This is a genomic window from Cohnella sp. WQ 127256, assembly GCF_024519285.1.
Lineage (GTDB): Bacteria > Bacillota > Bacilli > Paenibacillales > Paenibacillaceae > Cohnella.
Map to the genome: position 1 here is coordinate 362,211 of NZ_JAMZCY010000002.1, position 16,715 is coordinate 378,925.

Here is a 16,715-nt window from a genome sequence, read left to right on the forward strand (position 1 = left end):
CGACTTCGCCAGCAAATGACGCGAAGCGCATTTTCTTTGTCTTTTCGGCTATATGTAGGGGGATATGGACCCGAGACCGTAAATTGCCCCTTTGGAGGAGGGTATACTGTACGCTAAATGACCCAAATGTACCTATGCCGAATCCCCCGAATTCTACTATGATCGATCTTGTGGTAAGCGCTATCATATATAACAATCGAAAAGGGAGCGAGAAAATGAAAATGAAAAGGAAAGCATCGGGTTTGCTGGCAGGTGTAATGATCTTAGGATTGGTACTGTCCGCATGCTCCAATAATGAGAAGAACACGGGTTCCGCTTCAGCAACGTCGTCTGCATCGCAACAAGGGGCTGCTACAAATGCTACGACTTCGGAGAAACCGGTGGAAATAAGTGTATTCGCAGTTCAGGAAAATGGAATTGAACTGAAAACAAATGGCTTTACCAAGTTAGTTCAAGACAAGTTTAATATAAAATTCGATTTTCAAACCGTGCCTTCTGATGGTGCCAAAGAAAAACGTCAAATTTCTTTAGCTAGTGGAGATTACCCTGATGCTTACATTTTAACAGCCTACGTGGACCAATTCTCACAGGCTGATGTTCTCAAGTACGGAGAACAAGGGGTTTTCGTTCCTTTGAACGATCTGATTGATCAATACGCGCCGAATATTAAAGCTGTTATCGAGAAGGATCCAACCTTTAAGGCGTTTAATACCTCGCCAGACGGCAGCATCTACGGTTTAGCGGCGTACGCCGAATGCTACCATTGCTCGTATCCGAATAAAATGTGGGTGAATACGAAATGGTTGGAGAAGCTGAAGCTTGAAGTACCTAAGACGACTGAGGATTTCAAAAAGATGCTGCAGGCATTCAAAAATGACGATCCGAACGGCAACGGCATCAAGGATGAATTACCGCTCAGCGGATCAACAGAAGATTATGGTGTTCGTCTAATTCCATACTTAATGAATGGCTTTATTTATAACGATGACCGCAATTTTCTGAATTTATCGAATGGAAAAGTGGATACGGCGGCTAACAAGCCAGAATGGAAGGAAGGATTGGCTTACATCAAGTCGTTATACGACGAAGGCTTAATTGACCCGGGAGCCTTTACCCAGAATGCTGAAGCATTCAAAAAAATCGGAGAAAATGCGAGCGCACAAATTTTAGGCGCAGCAGCTGCGATGCACCCCGCAATATTCGTTAATATAGACGCGGGGAACGCGCATTCGAGCGATTATAGTCCGATTCCACCGCTCACGGGTCCTTATGGCTCTTATGCGACTCATGATGCGGGAGGAATTACAGCGGGTGCTAAATTCGTCATTACGAACAAGGCTAGCGAAGAAGCCAAAATCGCATTGATTAAGATGGTCAACTACATGTACAGCCCAGAAGGCCAAACGAACGGCGGTAGCGGGTTGGAAGGCATCAGCTGGAGGAAGCCGGAAGCGGGAGAACAAGCTCTGGGTAAAGACGTAGAAGCCAAATTCGCCCCAATCCCAGCGAAAGAAGGAGATGCACCTACCAATTCGGGCTGGAGTGGCATGGGACACTTCTATATGCCCAAGGAATATTATGACAGCTTCGTATCCGCTACTGATATTTATGCACCAGAAGGATATGTACGTAGACTAAATGAGGCAACAGATTTGTACCTTGGTCACGAGCCGAAGGAGCTGTTCCCGATCTGGGCAGTCTGGGTAGATCCAGCTGAATCAGACGAAGCGAGCATTTTGCAGACGAATATTAAAAATTATGTACAGCAAAATGCACTTCAGTTCGTAACAGGAAACAAAAGCTTAGACAAGGATTGGGATTCGTACGTGAAGGGCTTGGATAGTCTTAACGTTGCTCGTTATCTTGAAATTTTGCAAAAAGCGTATGATGCGACTTCAAAATAAGACTTAGAAGATCCCGGCTGTGGTAGCAGTCGGGATTTTTCATGGATGAGATGCTCTTCCATGGAAAATTGTACGCGTAAACGGCGATATGTCCCCCATGAAATCGGCGCAACTGTACGTAAAAGTACCGAAGTGTACCTATTCGAATGGGCTTAAAACCGAATAAGATCAGGGTGTAGAAAGCGCTATCATACAACAGTGGAAATAAGGACTAGGAGGGATTGTTCTGGAGAGCGAGATCGTATTGAACCATAAATCGACGATTCGTAATAACAAGAACAGGCGGTCATGGACCGCAGAAGCAAGGAAAAGCTTTAAGAAACATTGGCAGCTTTATTTCATCGTTATTCCACCAGCATTGTTTTTCCTCATTTTTAAGTATTACCCGATGTTGAATACGGTTCTTGCCTTCAAGGATTACAACGTGATTAAGGGAATATGGGGAAGCCCTTGGGTAGGAATGAAATATTTCAATTTGTTTTTCGAGAATCCGATGTTCTGGCCTCTCGTGAAGAACACGATCTATGTGAGCGGCTACTTATTGCTCGCCGGATTTCCGATTCCGATCCTACTCGCTCTAATGCTCAATGAAGTGAGAAATGGACGCTTTAAGAAGCTAGTACAGCTCGTCTCCTTCGCGCCCTATTTCATATCTACCGTCGTAATGGTGTCTATTATTATGCTGTTTTTGGCTCCGCGGCTCGGTTTTGTCAATGTCGCTTTGAACTATTTTGGTCTAGATTCGATTAATTTCCTCGGGGAACCGGGAATGTTCCGTTCCATCTATGTCTGGTCGGATATTTGGCAGAATGCGGGATATACAGCTGTAATTTATTTGGCAGCGCTAGCCGGCATCGATCCTACACTATACGAAGCCGCCAAAGTAGACGGGGCGTCCCGGCTGCAGAAGATCATTAACGTCGATCTCCCGGGCATTCTTCCAACGATTATGATCATTCTCATTCTTAACGTGGGAAGCGTCATGGCCATTGGCTTTGAGAAAATTTATTTATTACAGAACCCGCTTAATCTAGTTAATTCCCAGATTATCGCCACTTACGTCTATGACATTGGCTTAAAGAATGCCAATTATAGCTTTGCGACGGCGGTAGGATTGTTTAATTCCGTTATCAATCTCATTTTGTTGGTATCGGTGAATAGCTTGGCCAAGAGGTTCTCGAATAGCAGCATTTGGTAAAAGGGGAGTGTCGGTATGATAAAGGTGCAACAAAAGATAAAAGATTCGGCAGGCGATAGGCTATTTATGATCGGGATTTATGTCATTTTGTTTGTGATCCTGATCGCCATTTGTTATCCGCTTATTTATGTATTTAGCAGTTCGATCAGCAGTCCCGCAGCGGTAACATCAGGACGGGTCTGGCTATGGCCGGTAGATATATCCTTTAAGGGCTTTAAGGTATTGCTCAATACACCGGAAGTGACGACGGGGTATTGGAACTCCCTTTTCTATACTGTTTTCGGGACGATAATTAGTGTGGCGTTGACCATCATGATCGCTTATCCTCTATCCCGCAAATCGTTCTTCGGCCGTAACTTTCTAATGATTATGATTACGTTCACACTCATTTTCAGCGGTGGATTAATCCCGACGTATATGGTTGTCAAAGAGATGGGATTGATTGATTCAAGACTAGCGTTGCTCATTCCGAATGCGATCTGGGTATGGCAGGTCATTATTGCCAGATCGTTCTTCCAATCGTCCATACCGGACGAATTGTTCGAGGCTAGCGAGATAGACGGGTGTAGCGACATCCGATTTTTGCGAAGTATTGTTGTTCCGTTGTCCATGCCGATTATTGCAGTGCTTGTGCTGATGTATGCCGTAGGTCAATGGAATGCTTATTTCGATGCTCTTATCTATCTGAAATCTGCGAATTTATTCCCACTTCAGTTAATACTGCGGAGTATTATTATCCAAAATAATTCAGCCGGAGGCATGATGGACGCGATGAAGATGGTAGAAAGGCAGCAGCTTGCTGAGTTACTCAAATACTCATTGATTGTAATCGCTACTTTACCAGTACTTGTTATCTATCCGTTCGTGCAGCGTTATTTCGTTCAAGGGATGATGGTTGGATCGGTTAAAGGTTGATTGAATGCGGACACTTCATTTAGGAAGGGAGGAGATTCGGATGTAGCGCTTAGCTGCTTGCCAGTCTACCGTTCGAATATTCCAAAAACGATGAAAAGGGAGTGTTCAAAAATGAAAAAGAGATTACTGAGCTTACTGACTTTAGTTCTAGTGACAAGCGTAGTACTTGCGGCATGCGGGAAAAATGACAAGGCTAGCAGTCCATCGGCAAGCGGAAGCGCACCAGCATCTGAAGCAGTGGAATCGTCCGCTGCTGCACCTACGGCACCGGTCGATATTAGCGTGTTCGCGGTACAAGAAAATAATATCGATTTGAAAACAAATAAATTCACGGCATTCGCGGAAGAGAAGTTTAACATCAAATTCGACTGGGAGCTTATCCCTTCCGATGGAGCGAAGGAAAAACGCCAAATTTCATTAGCTAGTGGAGACTACCCTGATGCGTACATGCTTACGCATTACATCGATCAGTTCTCGCAAGCAGACGTTATGAAGTACGGTCAACAAGGCGTACTCATTCCGTTAAACGATCTTATCGATCAATACGCACCTAACATCAAAGCTGCAATGGAAGCTAAGCCAGATATGAAAGCGCTTAATACAGCTCCTGACGGTAATATTTACGGGTTAGTTGCCTATACACAGTGTTTCCACTGCTCATACCCGAACAAAATGTGGCTCAATACGAAGTGGTTGGAGAAGCTGAACCTTCAAATGCCGACTACAACAGAAGAGTTCAAAAAAGTGTTGCAAGCGTTCAAGAATGACGATCCGAACGGCAATGGTAAAAAAGACGAAGTTCCTTTGAGCGGTTCGATCGAGGAATTCGGCGTACGGGTTATTCCGTTCTTAATGAATGGATTCGTATATGATGACGATCGCAATTACTTGAATTTGTCGAACGGAAAGGTTGAATCCGCGGCGATCAAACCGGAATGGAAAGAAGGCTTGACTTACGTTAAGTCCTTGTACGATGAAGGATTAATTGATCCAGGCGCGTTCACGCAAAATGCAGAAGCATTCAAGAAGATCGGTGAAAACGCGGATGCGCAAATTCTCGGCGCGGGCGCGGGCATGCATCCAGCTATCTTCGTTAACATCGATCATGGCAATAAAAATGCAGCGGATTACAGTCCAGTTCCTCCATTAACTGGACCTCATGGTTCTCTAGCCACTCATGATGGCGGTGGAGTTTCTCCGGGCGCTAAATTCGCGATTACGAACAAAGCCAGCAAAGAAGCGCAGATCGCTCTGATTAAATTAGTGGATTATATGTTTACGTCGGAAGGCCAAACGAACGGCGGTTCGGGAATGGAAGGCATCGATTGGGAGAAAGCGAAACCGGGCGACGTTGCGCTGGGTAAAGGCGTAGAACCTAAGATTAGACCGATTCCCGCGGTGGAAGGTGAAGCTCCGCGTAATGCGGGCTGGAGCGGAATGGCTCATTTCTTCATGCCGTCGGAGTACAGAGATAGCTTCGTTCAAGCCGGCACGGATATTTACGACTCGGCCAATTACGAGCTAAGGCTTCATCAAGCGACTCTCCTATACCAAGGTCATGAACCGAAGGAATTGTTCCCGCTCTGGTCGATATGGCTAGATCCTGCCGAGACAGACGAAGCCAGCATTCTGCAAACGAACTTGAAAAACTACATCGAACAGAATGCGCTGCAATTCGTTACCGGCAACAAGAGCTTGGATAAAGATTGGGATAGCTACGTAAAAGGTTTGAAGGACTTGAAGGTAGATCGTTATCTAGAAATTCTTCAAAAGGCATATGATTCTTCCAAAAAGTAAAAATTCTTAATAGCAATCAGGTGCTTTATTGCGAAATAGAGCACCTGATTTTGTTATAGGATGGGAGCGTAAAAAGTGAATACATGGGAACTGGCAAGCAAACATGCGATTCGTTGTGATCGGCCGGCTGCGGACTTTTTTGAAGGGGCATTGTTGGGCAATGGGGGCATGGGAGCAGTCGTGACAACTCGTCCAGATGCTGTTGTTATTCATTTCGGACATAACAACGTTTGGGACATTCGTATTGCTGAGAATCATCAGGATCAAATCGGAACCTTCGAGGATCTATTTTCTAAATTAAAGGATATCCCCTCGCACTATTCCTCTTTAAGCGAGGACGATTGGTACCGGGAATATGTAACTATGACGAGCGAAAATTACGACTTCCCGTACCCGCGTCCGATGCCCTGCGGCTCCTTACTGCTCGGCTTCGACCGGAGGACGACAGAAGTTCTTGGACATAAACTGGCGCTTGAGAACGGATTGTGCGAAATCTATTTTAAAGTCGAAGGCACCGATGTCACGTTGCTTGTATTTGTTGATCAGCATTCCGATCGGCTGTGGGCAATGCTTCAATATGTAGAGGGGAAAACAGAAGCTGCGAATATTTTCAATCGGGTAAGGTTGATTCCAGATCCTCATACCCCTCAAGAGCTTCCTAAGTTCGAAGCCTCTATCGATGTTACTGCTAAACAACTCTCCTTCCGTCAGACACTTCCTTTTTCTCTAGAGGCAGCAGGATCGGAATTAGAAATAGTCAGAAATCGTTCTAAGAATAAGGCTTTCCGCTTATCGGCTCGTCTTTCTTCGACTATAGCTACTATTAAAGATCCACAGCAATTGGAAGCCAAGTTAAGTGAGGGGAAGAGTACCGATTCAGATTTCATCGTGTGTGTTGAATTGCAAGAAGGCATGGATGTAGATGTCGAATCAGAGTTAAAGGTGATCGAAGCTCCCAGGCGGGATTCGTTTGCCGCCGTATTCGCTTCATCTGTGGAGGTGTGGGAGGCTTATTGGTCCCGCTCAGGCGTGTCGCTGGAGGACGAATATCTAGAGCGAATATGGTATCGGAACTTATATTTCTTCCAATGCTCTGTGAAACCCGAAGCGACATGTCCAGGATTGTTCGCGAATTGGAGCTATGGCAAGATCGGGTCAGAATGGCATGGAGATTACCATATGAACTACAATACGCAGCAGCCCTTCTGGCTGGCTTTCACGAGCAACCATGTCGATAAACACTTAGCTTACGTAAACATGGTGGATCACGTTCTCCCAGTTAGCCGTAAGTGGGCTCAGGATTACTACGGCTTGCGTGGAGCCTATTACCCGCATTCGGCATATCCCGTCGAGATGAACATGATGCCTTATCCCGTTCCCCATTGGGGCTGGGAAGTATGCGAAACACCTTGGACCGTACAAAGCCTATGGTGGCACTACTTGTACACAATGGATAAGGGCTTCTTAGCTGATCGTGCCTATACACCGATCAAAGAAGCGGTGCTGTTCATGGTTGATTATATGACAAGAGCCGATGCGCACGGTGAGAGCTGGGGGGACGATCGATATCATATCTTTCCAACGGTCGTACCTGAGCTGTATGAATTAACACCCGGCTTCAAGAAGAACAGTGACTGTATCGTGGATTTGACATTAACGAAGTTCCTGTTTCGAGCATTTCTGGATGCCTGCGAGGCTCTTGGACGGATTGAGGAGGAAGATGAGCTTCTAACCGAGGTCAGGAATATTTTAGATCATTATCCCGAGTATCCGACGGCGGAATCTCAGCGAGGAACCGTATTTGTATCCGTTGCGGGCGAAGACCCGGAGGTGGTGTACAACGTCCCGAATGGGATATCGACTGTATTCCCCGGAGAGGAGCATGGCCTACATTCATCTCCTGAGCAATACCGAATCGCGGTCAATTCGTATCATAACCATCGCAACGAAGGCGGGAACGAGCTTGTATTCCTAAATCTCGCCGGTGCACGGCTAGGGCAGCTCGACTTGGAACGGTTCAAGCGCCAAATCGACTATTGTTTACTTCCGAACGGCACCTGTACCGACAAACTACTCGAGTCGGGAGGCAGGTATTCGGACACGACCTCCTTCGATTATATGGGACCAATGGGCATCTGGTTCGAGAATTTCGCGTTGCCAGCCGTAATTAACGAGTGTCTCATGCAGAGTTATAACGGAATTATTCGCTTCTTCCCTAACTGGCCTTTGGACAAGCGTGCGGAGTTTCGCACGCTCCGCGCTGTTGGCGGATTCCTCGTAAGTGCGATAACCGATTCGGGGAAAATTGAGGAGATAGAAATCTATAGCGAAGCCGGTTCGACACTGCGGATCTACAACCCGTGGAGCTTGGCAACAGCCATCCGGAAGAGCGGAAAGGAGGAGTTAACAGAGGAAGTATTGGTGTTGGATACAGAGATGGGAGAGACAATCCGACTAATACCCTAAGGACCCTCCCGGGTGATCGGGAGGGTTTGATCTTGGGTTGGTCACGAGGGTGCATTTAATGAAAGGAGTGAAATGATTTGGATAATGCGAACATGAACTTACGAGGAGGATTGCCTCGCTTTAAGGAGAAGCTGGACGGGAGTGCGCAGGTCGTCGTTGCTTATCTCGGAGGATCGATCACGGAGGGAGCGGGGGCGTCCGATGCGGACGCGACTAGTTGGAGGGCACTGACCGATCGATATCTAAAGGATCGGTATTCGGAGAAAAGGATCAAATGCATTAATGCGGGAGTCGGGGGTACGAATTCTACGTTTGGCGCCCATCGTCTGTATGAGCATGTTTTCTCGCAAGGCGAGATCGATTTGCTATTCGTGGAATTCAGCGTAAATGATGGCGAAGATCGAATGGAATCCATCCGTGGGATGGAAGGAATCGTGCGGCAATGCAGGAGAATATCGGCACAAACGGATATTTGTTTCGTCTATACCGCGGCGGATAAAAATTTGTCGGAGGAGCTGCCATTCAACGTAGCTGTACATGAAGAAGTAGCTAGCCATTATGGTATTCCATCGATTAGCTTCGCGGCTAGAATAAGACAAAGAGAGTACGCAGGGGAAGGAAGCTGGGGGGAGCTCGCGAACGATCGCGTCCATCCTAACGATGCGGGGCATGCGCTATACGCGGAGTATATGAGGGAAATGCTAGAACTTGTTTTAGGGGATGCCGAAAGAAGTGAAATTGGCGATACCGAAGGTAGTGTTAGCTTACCGAAGCCTCTCATTGAGACTAATTTTGAACACGCCGCCATGCACGGCTTGAGAACGGCTACCGAGTCGAACGATTTTATATTGACGGGAACTTATCCGGGACCGATGATGAATTGGAGATATAAGATCGATCATTTGCACTCCGATTCGCCTGATGCCGGGCTAACCCTCTCTGTTACCGGACGAAGTGCAGGGTTGTTGCTACTATGTGGTCCAGACAGTGGAATCTTCGAATATTCATTGGACGGAATTACATTTAACAAGGTTAATCTATTCGATGAATGGTGTCTCATGGCGTATCGCCCTATCATCGTGTTGTTTCCACTTCTAGAGGAAGCGACGGATATGCGCATCGTGGTGCGAAATAAGGCGATGAAGGATGAACGAAGCACCGGAAATGGTTTGCGGATCTTGAGGATATTGAGTAATTAAGTAACGAAGAATGGATAGGGCTGCGAATGGGAATGTTTCCTGTGATATACTGAAGCCAAAATCCTGCGGAAAGTTACAGAGGATAGCGGAAGAGGAGATCAGGAATGAGAATACATATTGTCGTTGCGGACGATGATGCTTCGATTAGAGAGCTGCTTCGGCTTGTATTAAGCAAAGAGGGTTATCTCGTTCTAGAAGCTGAGGATGGTGAACAGGCTTCTAAGCTATGCGAAAATGAACAAGTTCATTTGGCAATTGTAGATGTAATGATGCCGGGAATGAATGGGCTTGAGCTATGTCGTGAAATTCGGGAGCACTATGATATTCCTGTTGTCATGCTAACCGCTAAGGGACAGCTTACAGACATGGAGCAGGGTTATTTGGCGGGCACAGATGACTATATGGTGAAGCCGTTTGAGCCGAAGGAACTCCTGTTCCGAATCAAAGCATTGTTACGGAGATATCGGCTAGTTTCGTCGGAAGTCATTAGGCTCGGTAATGTGAGTATCGACCGGAAAAGCTACGAGATCCGCGTTGGCGAGAAATTAGTGACGTTACCGTTGCGGGAATTCGAGCTATTGTCTCAATTGGCGAGCCAGCCGGGGCGAATCTATACACGGGAGCAATTAATCCAGCTCATCTGGGGGGCTGATTATAGTGGGGATAGCCGCACGGTTGATGTTCATATTAAAAGACTACGAGAGAGGTTTGTCGATCGGCAAGCCGATTTTGTTATCACGACGATTCGCGGGCTGGGGTACAAGCTTGAGGTGAAGGAAGAATGAAAACATTATATGTTCGTATCGTCCTGACATTCATGATCGTTGCTTTCATTAGCGGAGTGATCGGCGTGTTGCTGACTAGCTTGTATTATCAGGATAAGTTAAAGCTGAATAACGAGCAAAAGATATTAGAGATGGGCAAGAGCATTCGGTCACTGTACGAGCAGGACTCCGAAATCAACCTAGAAACATATCTTACGGGTATTGCTGCGTTAGGCTTTCAAATCTATGCCGTCAATGACCACTTAGAGGGAAGGGTATATGGAGGAGCATTTAAGCATGGAAGGCTTAGCACTTCGGAGATCCAAGCAGTACTAGATGGCGAGATCTATCATGGGATGAAGGAAGAGAATAGCCGGCTCCAGATTTTCTCCTTTTTCGAGAATAGTATTCGGAACACCGTCGGGATTCCTTTGCAGACAAAGGAAGGTAATGCAGCTCTATTCATTCGCACGGATTTAGAGAAGCAGATAGGTGAAATTCGAATTATCGTTGCGGTGCTGCTAGGCTTTACTTTCTTAACAAGCCTCGTCCTGATTGTCATTCTAACTCGTTTCATCGTTAATCCGCTTAAAGTATTGAAGAAGGCTACACAACAAATCGTCAAAGGAAACTTCAATGTCGGCTTGGAGAAATCTTGGAAACGACAGGATGAGATCGGCGACTTAGCACATCATTTCGCGCAGATGGCGGAGTCGATCCAGCAGCTGGATCGTATGAGACAGGAGTTTGTTGCCAACGTTTCGCACGAATTTCAGACCCCGTTAACTTCAATTCAAGGCTTCGCTAGAGCCGTTCTAGATAAACAAGCTACTCCTGAGCAGTCTGAACAATATTTGAAGATCATCGAGCAGGAGAGTAAACGGCTTTCTTCCTTAAGCAAGCAGCTCCTTAAGCTTGCTGCGTTGGATAAAGAAGATCAGCAACTACATTTGACGAATTTTCGTCTGGATGAACAAATTCGTCAAATCATCATTATGCTGGAGTGGCAATGGTCGGATAAACAAATGAATCTGGAGCTGGAATTGCCAGAGGTATCGATAACTGCAGACTCCTCGTTGTTATACGAGGTATGGCTGAATTTGATCTCGAATAGTATTCACTTCTCTGCGCAGGGCGACACGATCAGCATTGAGATCAGAAATTACGACGCTGACACCATCATCATCGAAATCCGTGATACAGGCAGTGGTATACCTGAAACGGAACTTCCGTTTATTTTTGAACGGTTTCACAAGGCCGATAAGACCAGAAATCGTAATCGATCCTCCTCGGGCAGTGGCTTAGGCTTGTCCATCGTGCATAAGATCATTTTACTGCATCAAGGATCTATTGAAGTTCAAAGTGAAGTTGGAAAAGGGACAAGCTTCGTCGTCTACCTCCCCCGTTTGTAATGTTCGTTTAGTAATTGCACCAGCGATAATGAAGCTGGAGTCGGAAGTGTTCTAAGGAAGAAGTGGAGTCGAAAGCAATGGATTGGTTCATTTATATGATTCTATTTATCTCGCGCTCTGTGATGGAATTGAGTATTGGACAGCAGACGAACGACTCATCAACTCAGTTAAGGTATCGGGTGCTCACATACGCTTGTTAAGTGAACATTAAATCCTTCCGATCCAAGATGTAGTATAATAATGAACGTAGCGAAAATACGCGAATTATGATTTCTGATCGGAGAGGAACGAGGCTTGTTGAAGACGTTGGTCATAGCGGAGAAGCCGGATATGGGCCGCAACATTGCCGCCGTCATAGAACCTAAGGCACAGAATAGGCGCTCTTACTTAGAGGGTGACAACTATATTATTACATGGGCGATTGGTCATCTCATCGGGCTGGCAGAGCCAGACTTGTATGATGATAAGTATAAGAAATGGAGATTCGGCGATCTGCCGATTATTCCAGATGACTTTAAGCTGCTTCCGAATCCACGTACGAAGGACCAGCTCCAAGTGATTGAAGAGCTGGCTACGCGTAGCAATGCGCTCGTCAACGCATGCGATGCTGGGAGAGAAGGGCAGCATATTTTCTCCTTGATCGTGCGTCATCTTCATCTGGAGCAGCCAGTCAAGCGGTTATGGATTTCTGATCTCACGGCGGAGACAATTCGTAAAGGCTTCGATCAATTGAAGGACAATACGGAGTATGACAACTTGACGCAGGCCGCCCGGGCACGGAGCGAAGCGGATTGGCTTATCGGCATGAACGGTTCGCGTGCATTCACAACGAAGCACAACGAATTGCTGTCCGTTGGTCGGGTGCAGACACCGGTGCTTGCGCTAATCTATGATCGCCAGAAGCAGATTGAAGCGTTCGACTCGTTGAAATTTTACGATATTACAGGTTTGTTTGCGCAGCAGGATACCCAATATCGAGGCATTTGGCAGGGGGAGAGGCTTACCGATCCCGAGAAGGCGGAAGCCATCGCTGCTAAGGTGAAGGGGAAGACGGGGACGATTGCGAGCTACGAAGTGAAGGATACGAAAGAGTATCCTTTCAAGCTATATGACTTGACGTTACTGCAACGGGAAGCGAATGGGAAGTTCAGCTTCTCGGCGAAGAAGACGTTGGATACAGCGCAGGCGTTGTATGAGAAGCATAAAGTTATTTCATACCCGCGTACGAACTCTAACTACGTGAACGAGCAGAACATTCCGGAAATGCACAAGATCCTCGATGCGATGCGAAGCTCGCCTGATTATGGGGATTTCGTGAAGGATGCGAATAAGAAGTTTGTTACCACGAACAACAAGAACGTATGCAATCCGTCCAAAGTCGAAGATCACCACGCGATTATGCCGACGATGAAGAAGCCGCAAGGGCTGAGTCCTGATGAACGCAAGCTTTACGATCTGATCGTAAAGCGGTTCTTGTCTCACTTCTATCCGGCGGCTGAATATAAAGTGCATACAGTCATGACTGAGGTGGAAAAGGAAAGCTTCAAGACGACGGTAAAGCAGTTAATTTCTTTGGGCTGGAAAGTGATCTATAGTGCGGATTCGTCGCCGTCACCGAAATCAACGACGACGTCTAAGGATAACGGTAAGGATAAGGAAGATGGACCGGGCTCGGCGGAAGACGAGGAACAAGAGACGGATGCGCCTTTCGAGGTCGATCCACAGCAGCCTGTTATCTGTAGCGATGTTGAGGTGAAGGCGAAGGAAACGCAGCCTCCGAAGCATTTTACAGAAGGTACATTGCTGAAGGCGATGGAAAGCGCGGGGAAGCAGATCGAAGATGAAGAGCTGCGAGATGCGATGAAGGATTCGGGGCTCGGTACTCCAGCTACGCGGGCGGCAACGATTGAACGACTGAAGCAGGTCGGGTATGTGGACATGCAAGGGAAGCGAATAGTCATAACGCCTAAGGGGCGCACGGCGATTGAACTTATTCGAGGAGCGGGAGTTGAGCTGCTTACCTCCCCAGAGATGACCGGACAATGGGAGCGACGTTTGACGGAAATTTCGCGTGGACAAGCTTCAGCGGATGCCTTCATGGGTAACGTGAAGAAGTTTACGTGGGCCATAATTGATAAGGTTAAGCTTCAACGACCGGCTGCTAAGAATGCTTTCGCAAAACCAGAACCTCCGGCTAAAGAGGCGAAGGGTAAGAAGAAGGCGGGAACGGATGGGGATGCGGCGCCGAAGAAAGCGAGAAGCTCGGCATCATCTTCGTCAAAGGCGAAGGGAGCATCTGCAAATTCGACATCGACTGCTGGCTCGTCGCAGTCCCCTGCTCAACCAAGCACGATCGGCATCTGCCCAAGTCCGGGATGTGGTGGCCATATTTTCATGGGGCGCAAAGGCTATGGCTGTAGCCATTACAAGTCCGGCTGCGGCTTCGTTATCTGGAAGGAAAGCTTCGATCGCACGTTAACGGATACGATGGTGAAAGCCTTGATCGAGAAGGGCAAGACCGGTAAGCTAAAGTTTGGAAAAGGCGACGAAGAAGCCTATGAGGCACGAATCGTTCTGAAGAATGAAGCGACTGGTGAGCTTGAGCTGGAGCGGGTTTAGATGTAACCGCTACGCTAGCATTTCTATAGTAATAAAGAAGTCAGAAGTCAGAAGTCTCAAATCCCGCTTCACATATGCGGAATTATGAGACTTTTTTCTGGATAGGATTGAAGTATCCGTTGATGATGCTTGGATGTTGAAGATTAATCGGGGGGAACTGTATCATAAGTAGGGCGAAATTTTGATTAGCCATTGGATCAACTTGACAATATGGGGAGAACTGAAAAAATCCAATCAAAGGGGTATGCCCATGAGAAATAGAAAGTCAAAGGTGTTTCATGTTGTGATTGCTGCAAGTGAAACTGCGTGGGCAACAGTGGTTAGTGATGTGGCATCTGGGTGTGCCGGGCTGTCCTAATATTATAAGTTAATGGTGATTTTTAGAGACTCTTTAAGATGAGGGGCTTCTCCGAACAAAGGAAAAGCCACTTTAGCGTGCGCGATCAGGTTCCAGCGGGCTAACCCCCCGTGGAGGTTCGAGTCCTCTCGTCTGCACCATTTTAACAAATAACGGGCTCCTGAACTTGTCCTTGTGACGGTCCATGAGCTTTTTGTTTGATTGGGATTTGTAAAAATGTTGCTCTGACTTGTAGAACGTGTGAACAGTAACAGGGTTCCCATCGCGCAGTGCGCAGGGGGGACCCTGTTACTGCGCGAACTTCTCGGCGAAAGCCTTAATCCGATCGACGAAAATCCCTTGCAACTGATCGGTGCCTTCCTTTGGTGCTTTGTAGGCTTTATAGCCTCCGAATGATTCAATGCAGAGCGCCGCTTCTCTGAGGTCGGCTGGAATATTCCTCTCGATAATCTCTTCCGTCTCCTTGGGCTTCTCGTTGCAAATAAAGTATCCCATGCCTTTCTTCAGGAACTCGTCATGATTTTTTTTGATGAAGTCCCGAATCGGCTTGTATATTTTCCCGTCTCTTACTCCCGCCCCCAGAATGATACGGTCGAATTCTCCTATGGCGGGCTTGTCCGTCTCCAAGTTGCATGTCGTGCAATTCGACAGTTGCTCCGACAATACGTTTACGCATTGCGCCGTTGCTCCGGTTTTTGTTGCGAATAGAACGAGTACAGCCATTTTTTCTTCACCCTTATCTCGTTATGATTTGTTACGCGTATTCGAATTAAGATGATGGATCTGATCCTCCAGGACCGCGCTTGCTTGGCCAAGGAACTTTGTTATGAGCGCGAGCTCTTCATCCGAGTAGAAAGAGGTTAGCTTTAGCATCTCCGCATGAAGCTGAAGATATATTCTGCTTACGTCCTCCTTATTCTCGTATAGCGGGACGATAATCACCTTGCGGCGGTCTTGCGGATCAGGCTGTCTTTGGACAAAACCGTTTTTTTCTAACCGATCGATTAACGCAGTAACGCTCCCTGTCGTGAGCCCGGTTAGCTTCGAGAGCTCGCCTGCCGTGATAGGGCCTTTCTCGTGTAAGATATCGATGGATAAGAAATCATTATTGTATAACCCGAGAGCGGTCGCGACGCTTTGCTGATAGAGCACCGTTCGAGTTCCTAAGCTTCGCATGCGCAACGTGAGATTCTCTTGCTGCACCGTAGGCTGTATTTGCCGATCACTTGACAACTGTCAGCCCTCCTCATAGAACGTAAAGTATCTTGACAATCAAGATACTTTACGTTCAAGATACTTTACAATCAATATACTTGATAATGCGTTATAAATCAACTTTCTTATCGGAGGGAAGCAAAGATGGCAAAGGGAAATAAGTTGGGCGATCATCCCGGCGCTCATCGCGCTTGCGGCAGCTTTCTTCATGAGCAGTGAGAAGTTCGATCCGGCCTCCGAGATGGATGAATATGTGGCTTCTCATTAATCTGGTTCCTTTAGATGGCCACATGATCTCATATCTGTCGGGCATGTTGAAGGTGTGCTGGATTTGACGCTTACGCTACACATCGAAGGCACCTAATCGGGTGCCTTCGATTTCGCTCTATAGATGATACGGTGAACTGTATCATAAGTAGGGCGAAATATTCGTAAAATATTGGGGATTTACTTTACCCGGCTCGGGTTTGGGATAATAATTCTTACTAAGTGGAAAAATGGGATCATGGCGTTGGGGCATTACTTGACGCTGTTGACCCATTTTTTATTCTTTCCGCTAGCTTTGCAATCGACTTAATGTAATGAATTCCTCAACACAAGTCTGCGCTTTTCCATCCTCGTCAAATGATGTGCCGTCTGCCAGAAGTGCGTTGCAAACGCGAACTTAAAGTTTTCTTTACATTTCATACGTGGGATAATCCACCATGATAAGATAGAATCACTATGGTATTTAGTATCACTTTTCGTAGAGTGACTAAATTAACCTGGAATCACGGCGTTCATAGCAAGGGCTGTCTTACTGTGGACAGGCAAGGGTACAGGATAATCTGCAATAGGCATTATTAATAATCTATTTCATCAAAGAGGA

The 16,715-nt window shown here is 46.7% G+C and carries 11 protein-coding genes; 9 read left to right on the forward strand and 2 right to left on the reverse strand.

Annotation, left to right across the window (positions count from 1 at the left end; genetic code table 11):
• Positions 1-221 precede the first annotated feature (221 nt).
• The 9 genes from M1K58_RS09715 to M1K58_RS09755 all read left to right on the forward strand — a co-directional run bounded on the left by M1K58_RS09715 (position 222) and on the right by M1K58_RS09755 (position 14,274).
• Complete coding sequence (locus M1K58_RS09715; protein ID WP_256758744.1) at positions 222-1,904, forward strand: extracellular solute-binding protein; 1,683 nt, start codon at positions 222-224, stop codon at positions 1,902-1,904.
• Positions 1,905-2,148: 244 nt separating this feature from the next.
• Positions 2,149-3,102 (forward strand): ABC transporter permease, encoded by a 954-nt coding sequence (locus M1K58_RS09720; protein ID WP_306220307.1) that lies wholly within the window; start codon positions 2,149-2,151, stop codon positions 3,100-3,102.
• 15 nt (positions 3,103-3,117) lie between these two features.
• On the forward strand, positions 3,118-4,017 hold the full coding sequence (locus M1K58_RS09725) for a carbohydrate ABC transporter permease (RefSeq protein ID WP_256758622.1): 900 nt from the start codon (positions 3,118-3,120) through the stop codon (positions 4,015-4,017).
• Positions 4,018-4,128: 111 nt separating this feature from the next.
• A complete protein-coding gene (locus M1K58_RS09730; protein WP_256758624.1) occupies positions 4,129-5,814 on the forward strand; it encodes an extracellular solute-binding protein in 1,686 nt (561 codons plus the stop codon).
• A gap of 75 nt (positions 5,815-5,889) precedes the next feature.
• A complete protein-coding gene (locus M1K58_RS09735; protein WP_256758626.1) occupies positions 5,890-8,280 on the forward strand; it encodes a glycosyl hydrolase family 95 catalytic domain-containing protein in 2,391 nt (796 codons plus the stop codon).
• Between the two features lie 77 nt (positions 8,281-8,357).
• Entirely contained in the window at positions 8,358-9,479 is a 1,122-nt protein-coding gene (locus M1K58_RS09740) for an SGNH/GDSL hydrolase family protein (protein WP_256758628.1), read from the forward strand.
• A 104-nt stretch (positions 9,480-9,583) separates the two neighbouring features.
• A complete protein-coding gene (locus M1K58_RS09745; RefSeq protein WP_256758629.1) occupies positions 9,584-10,264 on the forward strand; it encodes a response regulator transcription factor in 681 nt (226 codons plus the stop codon).
• Positions 10,261-11,655, forward strand: coding sequence for a sensor histidine kinase (locus M1K58_RS09750; RefSeq protein ID WP_256758630.1), 1,395 nt, complete (start codon positions 10,261-10,263; stop codon positions 11,653-11,655). Before M1K58_RS09745 ends, M1K58_RS09750 begins: the two co-directional genes overlap by 4 nt.
• Before the next feature lie 297 nt (positions 11,656-11,952).
• The gene (locus tag M1K58_RS09755; RefSeq protein WP_256758746.1) at positions 11,953-14,274 is read left to right on the forward strand and encodes a type IA DNA topoisomerase; all 2,322 of its coding nucleotides are present in this window, start codon (positions 11,953-11,955) and stop codon (positions 14,272-14,274) included.
• 646 nt (positions 14,275-14,920) lie between these two features.
• Here the strand turns inward: M1K58_RS09755 and M1K58_RS09760 are convergent.
• The gene (locus tag M1K58_RS09760; protein ID WP_256758631.1) at positions 14,921-15,355 is read right to left on the reverse strand and encodes a flavodoxin domain-containing protein; all 435 of its coding nucleotides are present in this window, start codon (positions 15,353-15,355) and stop codon (positions 14,921-14,923) included.
• Positions 15,356-15,376: 21 nt separating this feature from the next.
• Positions 15,377-15,808 carry a MarR family transcriptional regulator gene (locus tag M1K58_RS09765; protein WP_372339146.1) on the reverse strand — a complete coding sequence of 144 codons (432 nt, stop codon included), beginning with the start codon at positions 15,806-15,808 and terminating at the stop codon, positions 15,377-15,379.
• Positions 15,809-16,715 lie beyond the last annotated feature (907 nt).

Excerpts from the sequence above, each read along its gene's own strand:
- M1K58_RS09725 (WP_256758622.1), top strand. The coding sequence starts at position 3,118 with ATGATAAAGGTGCAACAAAAGATAAAAGATTCGGCAGGCGATAGGCTA.
- M1K58_RS09750 (WP_256758630.1), top strand. The coding sequence starts at position 10,261 with ATGAAAACATTATATGTTCGTATCGTCCTGACATTCATGATCGTTGCT.
- M1K58_RS09760 (WP_256758631.1), bottom strand. The coding sequence starts at position 15,355 with ATGGCTGTACTCGTTCTATTCGCAACAAAAACCGGAGCAACGGCGCAA.
- M1K58_RS09765 (WP_372339146.1), bottom strand. The coding sequence starts at position 15,808 with ATGCGAAGCTTAGGAACTCGAACGGTGCTCTATCAGCAAAGCGTCGCG.
- M1K58_RS09730 (WP_256758624.1), top strand. The coding sequence starts at position 4,129 with ATGAAAAAGAGATTACTGAGCTTACTGACTTTAGTTCTAGTGACAAGC.
- M1K58_RS09745 (WP_256758629.1), top strand. The coding sequence starts at position 9,584 with ATGAGAATACATATTGTCGTTGCGGACGATGATGCTTCGATTAGAGAG.
- M1K58_RS09715 (WP_256758744.1), top strand. The coding sequence starts at position 222 with ATGAAAAGGAAAGCATCGGGTTTGCTGGCAGGTGTAATGATCTTAGGA.